At 75.3% G+C, this 6802-nt stretch carries 5 protein-coding genes; 3 read left to right on the top strand and 2 right to left on the bottom strand.

Going from position 1 to position 6802, the window contains the following annotated elements:
- Window positions 1–211 precede the first annotated feature (211 nt).
- On the top strand, window positions 212–1510 hold the full coding sequence (locus ACZ6EJ_RS23830) for a DUF6986 family protein (protein ID WP_469269826.1): 1299 nt from the start codon (window positions 212–214) through the stop codon (window positions 1508–1510).
- A gap of 25 nt (window positions 1511–1535) precedes the next feature.
- Here the strand turns inward: ACZ6EJ_RS23830 and ACZ6EJ_RS23825 are convergent, their stop codons facing one another.
- Window positions 1536–2564: a LacI family DNA-binding transcriptional regulator gene (locus ACZ6EJ_RS23825; RefSeq protein ID WP_469269825.1), complete on the bottom strand. Its 1029-nt coding sequence runs from the start codon at window positions 2562–2564 to the stop codon at window positions 1536–1538.
- Between the two features lie 197 nt (window positions 2565–2761).
- On the opposite strand from ACZ6EJ_RS23825, the gene ACZ6EJ_RS23820 reads away from it, so the two are divergent.
- Together ACZ6EJ_RS23820 and ACZ6EJ_RS23815 are read left to right on the top strand one after the other, a co-directional pair.
- Window positions 2762–3691 carry an ROK family protein gene (locus tag ACZ6EJ_RS23820; RefSeq protein ID WP_469269824.1) on the top strand — a complete coding sequence of 310 codons (930 nt, stop codon included), beginning with the start codon at window positions 2762–2764 and terminating at the stop codon, window positions 3689–3691.
- Window positions 3692–3817: 126 nt separating this feature from the next.
- A complete protein-coding gene (locus tag ACZ6EJ_RS23815) occupies window positions 3818–4855 on the top strand; it encodes an NUDIX domain-containing protein (RefSeq protein ID WP_469269823.1) in 1038 nt (345 codons plus the stop codon).
- Window positions 4856–5291: 436 nt separating this feature from the next.
- On the opposite strand, the gene ACZ6EJ_RS23810 is transcribed toward ACZ6EJ_RS23815, so the two are convergent.
- Window positions 5292–6656, bottom strand: a complete 1365-nt coding sequence (locus ACZ6EJ_RS23810) for a M20/M25/M40 family metallo-hydrolase (RefSeq protein WP_469269822.1) — start codon at window positions 6654–6656, stop codon at window positions 5292–5294.
- Window positions 6657–6802 lie beyond the last annotated feature (146 nt).

The raw sequence follows: 6802 nt of genomic DNA, 5'->3' as shown, positions 1-6802 counted from the left end.
TCACCTTGGGGCCCCGTCTCACCGACGAGATCAACACCCGCAAGGGCTGACCCACACACAGACCCACCCCGCCGCGGGCCGCACGGTGCACCCCACCGCGCGCCCCGCAGCCACACCCGGACGCCATTGACGCCGGTCCGGTCGACTTATAACTTCGCTATACGGATTGTTGATTCCGGGAAGCGGAAGAGTCGACGTGGAGGGTGCGGTCATGGGGCAGCAGGAGAAGGTGGCGACGAGCCTCGCCGGCGCGGTCGGCGAGGAGATCAGCGCCTCCCTCGGGGCGGTCGACGCGGAACTCGCCCGCCGCTATCCGGGGGACCCCGGCACCCGCCAGCCCGTGCACACCGTCTACGTCCCCGGTGACGCCTTCGAGGCCGGCACCCCGCGCTCCTGGGGCGACCGGGCACTGGCGGCCCTGGACGAACACGCCCCCGACGCCGCCGCGTTCGCCGCCGTCCTCGGCCTCCCCGAGGAGCTGGCCGGGCCGGTCCACGACCGCGTGCGCGCCAAGCTGGAGCGCGAGCCCGTCGAGGACCTGCGCATCGACTTCGAGGACGGCTTCGGCCTCCGTCCGGACGCCGAGGAGGACGAGCTGGCGGCCCGCGCCGCCCGCCTGGTCTCCGAGGCGTACGCGAACGGCCAGGCCGCCCCGTACACGGGCATCCGGATGAAGTGCATGGAGGCCGGCGTCCGCGACCGGGCCATCCGCACCACGGACGTCTTCCTCACCGGGCTGATGGCCGCCGGAGGGCTGCCCGACGGGCTCGTGCTGACGCTGCCGAAGGTGACGTACCCGGAGCAGGTGGCCGCCTTCGTCCGGTTGCTGGAGGCCTTCGAGGAGGCCCACGGCCTCGACGCCGGACGGATCGGCTTCGAGATCCAGATCGAGACCAGCCAGTCCATCCTCGCCGCCGACGGGACCGCCGCCGTCGCCCGCATGATCGACGCCGCGCGGGGCCGCGCGACCGGGCTGCACTACGGCACCTTCGACTACAGCGCCTGCGTCGGGGTCAGCGCCGCCCACCAGGCGAGCGACCACCCGGCCGCCGACCACGCCAAGGCCGTCATGCAGGTCGCCGCGGCGGGCACCGGCGTACGCGTCAGCGACGGCTCCACCAACGTCCTGCCCGTCGGCCCCACCGCGCAGGTCCACGAGGCATGGCGGCTCCACTACGGCCTCACCCGCCGCGCCCTGGCCCGCGCCTACTACCAGGGCTGGGACATGCACCCCGGCCATCTGCCGACGCGCTACGCGGCCGTCTACGCCTTCTACCGCGAGGGCCTGGAGCCGGCCGCCGCCCGGCTCGCCGCGTACGTCGCGAAGGCGGGCGGCGACGTCATGGACGAGCCCGCCACCGCCAAGGCCCTCAGCGGCTATCTGCTGCGCGGCCTCGACTGCGGCGCCCTGGACACCGCGGAGGTCGCCCGGCTGACCGGCCTGACCCGCGCGGACCTGGACGCCTTCGCCTCGCCGCGCCGGGGCGGCCTGACCGTCACCGTCCCGTAGGGGCGCCCGGCGCGGCCCGCGCGGCTCAGGCGGGCGGCAGCTCGCCCGAGCCGCGCGGGATGAGCGTCGTGGGCAGCTCCACCCGCGCCGGGGGGTGGTCGGCGCCGTCCAGGCGGCGGAAGAGGTGCTCGGCCGCGGTCCGGCCGACCGCGGCCGCGTCCTGCGCGATCACCGTGATGCCGAGCAGGTCGGCCAGCTCGATGTCGTCGAACCCCACCAGCGCCACCGGCCGCTCCCGTTCCGCGATCACCCGGACCGCCGTCACCGTCACCCGGTTGTTCCCCGCGAAGAGCGCGGTGACCGGCTCGGGCCCGCCGAGCATCGCCTCGGCGGCCCTCCGCACCCGGACCGGATCGGTGGAGCCGAGGGAGACCCAGCCGTCCTCGACGGTGATGCCCGCGTCCGCCATGGCGGCGTGATAGCCGCGCAGGCGCTCGGTGGCGGTGTGGATGCGGGGCTGGTCGCCGACGAACCCGATCCTGCGGTGGCCGTGCGCGATGAGGTGGGCCACGCCCTTCCGGGCGCCGCCGAAGCTGTCGGAGAGCACCGTGTCGGCGTCCACGCGGCCCGCCGGGCGGTCCACGAAGACCGCGGCGACGCCCGCCTTGATCTCCGGTTCCAGGTAGCGGTGGTCGTCGCCCGCCGGGATCACTATGAGCCCGTCCACCCGGCGCGCGCACAGGGCCAGCGCCAACTCCTGCTCGCGCTCCGGGTCCTCGGCGCTGGAGCCGTTGATCAGCAGCGCTCCGTGCGCACGGGCGACCTCCTCCACCGCACGGCTCAGCGGGCCGTAGAACGGGTCCGCCAGATCCTCCAGGACCAGCCCGATCGACGCCGTACGCCCCTTGCGCAGCACACGGGCGCTGTCGTTGCGGCGGAAGCCCAGCGCGTCGATCGCCTCCCGCACGCGGCGCTCGGTGTCCGGGGTGACGCCGGGCTCGCTGTTCACCACCCGCGAGACCGTCTTGAGGCCGACTCCGGCACGGGCCGCCACGTCCTTCATGGTCGGCCGGTTGCCGTAGCGGGTCTCGGAATGACGGGCGGTCCGGTCCACGTGCGCTGTCCTGTCGTCGGATTGCGGTCGGGCTGCGGGAGCCTCCGGCCGCGACCGCGCGGGGAGCGGGGGCCGAGCGGAGTCCGCAGCGTCGAGCATAGGCCCTGGACAACGTTGTCAACGGGAGGGAGACTGTGCGGACTGCGGACGGAACCCGCAGGTTGCGCCCCCGCACCGATTCCGGAGAGCCCACACCGATGCATACCGACCTCGTCGCCGCGCTCGACATCGGCGGCACCAAGATCGCCGGAGCGCTGGTGGACGGCGGCGGCTCGCTCCTCGTACGGGCCCGGCGGCCGACGCCCGCGCGGGAAGGGGCCGAGCGCGTGATGGACGCGGTGGACGAGGTCCTGGGCGAGCTGATGGCCTCGCCGCTGTGGGGCCGGGCGCGCGCCGCGGGCATCGGGAGCGCCGGTCCGGTCGACGCGGCCGCCGGCGCGGTCAGCCCCGTCAACGTCCCCGGCTGGCGGGACTTCCCCCTGGTGGAGCGGGTGCGCAAGACGACGGGCGGGCTGCCGGTGGTGCTGGTCGGCGACGGGGTCGCGATGACGGCTGCCGAGCACTGGCTCGGCGCGGCCCGCGGCCACGACAACGCCCTGTGCCTGGTGGTGTCGACCGGTGTGGGCGGCGGGCTGGTCCTCGGCGGAGCCCTGCACCCCGGCCCCTCCGGCAACGCCGGGCACATCGGCCACATCAGCGTCGACCTGGACGGCGACCCGTGCCCCTGCGGTGCGCGCGGGTGCGTCGAGGGCATCGCCAGCGGCCCCAACATCGCCCGCCGCGCCCTGGAGGGCGGCTGGCGGCCCGGACCGGACGGCGACGCGACGGCCGCCGCGGTGGCGCTCGCCGCCCGCGCGGGCGACCCGGTGGCCGCCGCCTCCTACGACCGCGCGGCGCGGGCGCTGGCGGCGGGGATCGCCGCGACGGCCACCCTGGTGGACCTCGACATCGCGGTGATCGGCGGGGGAGTGGCCGGGGCCGGGGACGTCCTCCTCGCCCCGCTGCGCCGCCACCTGCGCGACTACGCCACCCTCTCGTACGTGCGCCGGCTGACCGTGGCGCCCGCCGTGATGGGCGCGGACGCGGGCCTGGTCGGGGCGGCGGCCGCGGCGATCGCGCTGCGCTGAGCGACGGGCCCCGAGGGTCCGCGCGGCGCTGCCGGCGGGGCATCCGGGCAAGCCGGTCGCCCCGGCGGGGTTTCCGCGGCAGGGTGTTGCGGGCAAGCCACAGGGGGCTACGGAAGAGGGGGACCCGTGATCGTCTGGATCAACGGTGCGTTCAGTGCGGGCAAGACCAGTACCGCGGGCGAACTGATCGATCTGATCCCGAACAGCACGCTGTACGACCCGGAGGCCACCGGCGCGGGGCTGCGCGGCCTGCTGCCCCAGAAGAGGCTCGCCGAGGTCGGCGACTACCAGGACCTGCCGATCTGGCGGCGGCTCGTGGTGGACACGGCGGCGGCGCTGCTCGCGGAGATGCCCGGCGTGCTCGTCGTGCCGATGACCCTGCTGCGGCAGGAGTACCGCGACGAGATCTTCGGTGGGCTCGCCTCCCGGCGCATCCCCGTCCGGCATGTGCTGCTCTCACCTGACGAAACGATCCTGCGCGCCCGGATCGCGGGCCGGGTGGAATGCCCCGGCGACGAGGAGGGGAGCGAGCGGGTCCGGCGATGGGCGTACGAGCACATCGGCCCCTACCGCGACGCCCTTGCCTGGCTCGCCGAGGACGCCCACGTCGTCGACAACAGCGCCCTCACCCCCCGTCAGACCGCCCAGCGGATCGCCGACGCCGTGCGCGACGGGAGCGCCGCCCCGTGCGCGATCGTCCAGAGCCCCGAGCCGACCGCCGAGACCGTCGCGGCCGGGGTCCTGCTCTTCGACGAGCAGGACCGGGTCCTGCTCGTGGACCCCACGTACAAGCCGGGGTGGGAGTTCCCCGGCGGGGTCGTCGAGACGGGCGAGGCCCCCGCGCAGGCCGGTGTCCGCGAGGTCGCCGAGGAGATAGGCCTCCGCCTCGACCGGACCCCCGCCCTGCTGCTGGTCGACTGGGAGCCGCCCCGCCCGCCCGGCTACGGCGGGTTGCGCTTCCTGTTCGACGGCGGCCGGCTGCGCGCCGAGGACGCCGAGCGGCTGCTGCTGCCCGGCTCCGAGCTGCGCGGCTGGCGCTTCGCCACCGAGGAGGAGGCCGCGACGATGCTCCCGCCGAACCGCTACGAGCGGCTGCGCTGGGCCCTGCGGGCGCGCGAGCGGTCCACGGTGCTCAACCTGGAGGCCGGGGTCCCGGTGGGCTGAGCGGCGCCCCGCCGGGCGCTCACGCCGCGTCCGCCGCCATCACCGCGGCGGCGCCCGCGTCGATCGGGGTGAGGACCCTCCCGTCGCCCCAGGGGTGGGCCTGGCAGATCCGGAAGCGGAACGGGTGCGACCGTGGGAGCAGCCGGCCGGGTTCCCTGGCGCGAGCGGAGGCGTACGCCCGCGGCACGGGACTGCACGGCGGGCGACCCCGTCCAAGGCGTAGCGCGCGCCGCGCACGGGCGCGCGCCCGTGCGGCATGGAACGCGCGCCGCGCATGACCACGACGTGCGCCCCGCGCGGGCATGGAACGCGCCGCGCATGACCACGACGTGCGCCCCGCGCGGGCATGGAACGCGCCGCGCATGACCACGACGTGCGCCCCGCGCGGGCATGGAACGCGCGCCGCCCACGACCACGACGCGCGCCCCGCACGGGGTCAGCCCTTCTTCGACTCCGCGTAGTTGCGCAGGAACAGCGCCTCGGCCACCGACATCCGCTCCAGTTCCTCCGGCGACACGCTCTCGTTCACCGCGTGGATCTGCGCCTCCGGCTCGCTCAGCCCGATCAGCAGGATCTCGGCCTTCGGGTACAGCTCGGCCAGGGTGTTGCAGAGGGGGATCGAGCCGCCCATCCCGGAGGACTGCATCTCCTGGCCCGGATAGGCCTCGCGCATCGCGTCCGCCATCGCCGTGTACGCCGGGCTCGTCAGGTCGGCGCGGAACGGCTGGCCCTGGCCCACCTGTTCCACCTGGACCCGCGCACCCCAGGGGGCGTGCGCCTCCAGGTGCGCGGTGAGCAGCCGCGTCGCCTCGGCGGCGTCGTGGCCGGGCGGCACCCGCAGGCTGATCTGCGCCCGCGCGCTCGCCTGCACCGACGGCGTCGCGCCGACCACCGGCGGGCAGTCGATGCCGATGACGGTGACGGCGGGCCGCGCCCAGATCCGGTCCGCGACCGTGCCCGAGCCGATCAGTTCCACGCCGTCCAGCACCTTGGCGTCCTGCCGGAACTCCGCCTCCGGGTACTGGAGTCCGTCCCACTCGGCGTCGCCGGTCAGGCCGTCGACCGTGGTCGTCCCGTCCTCGGCGCGCAGCGAGGCCAGCAACTGGATCATCGCGGCGAGGGCGTCGGGGGCGGCGCCGCCGAACTGGCCGGAGTGCAGGTTCCCCTCCAGGGTGTCCAGCCGCACGCGCAGCATCGTCATCCCGCGCAGGGTCGCCGTGACCGTCGGCAGCCCGACCCGGAAGTTCCCCGTGTCCCCGATGACGATCGTGTCGGCCGCCAGCAGGTCGGGGTGCGCCTCCGCGTACCGCTCCAGGCCGCCGGTGCCCTGCTCCTCGGAGCCCTCGGCGATCACCTTCACCGACACCGGGACGCCCCCGTTCGCCTTGAGGGCGCGCAGGGCGAGCAGGTGCATGATGAAGCCGCCCTTGCAGTCGGCCGCGCCCCGGCCGTACCAGCGGCCGTCGCGCTCGGTGAGCTCGAACGGCGGGGAGAGCCACGCCGACTCGTCCAGCGGCGGCTGCACGTCGTAGTGCGCGTAGAGGAGGACGGTCGGCGCGCCGGCCGGGCCGGGCAGGAGCCCGTAGACGGACTGGGTCCCGTCGGGGGTGTCGAGCAGGGCGACGTCCGTGAAGCCCTCGGCGCGCAGCGCGTCGGCGACCCAGCCGGCCGCCGCCTCGCACTCGCTCTTCGGGAACACCGCGGGATCCGCCACCGACTGGAACGCGACCAGCTCGGCCAGCTCCGCCCGCGCGCGGGGCATCAGCGAGGCGATGGTCTCGGGAATCGGACGGGCGGTCATGGGCACGCTCCTCGCGGGTGCGACGTTGGGAACAGGGCACGGTGTGTACGCGACCGTGCGCGGCGCCGCCGAGGCGACGCGTGTACGACGGAAACAGGGTCGATCCTCCCACAGGGGTGCTTGGCCGGAACGCGCCGTAGGATGCC

Source organism: Streptomyces sp. NPDC041970, from assembly GCF_055588985.1.
The sequence above is the reverse complement of the archived record's forward strand: the minus strand, read 5'-3'. Positions and strand labels throughout refer to the sequence as shown.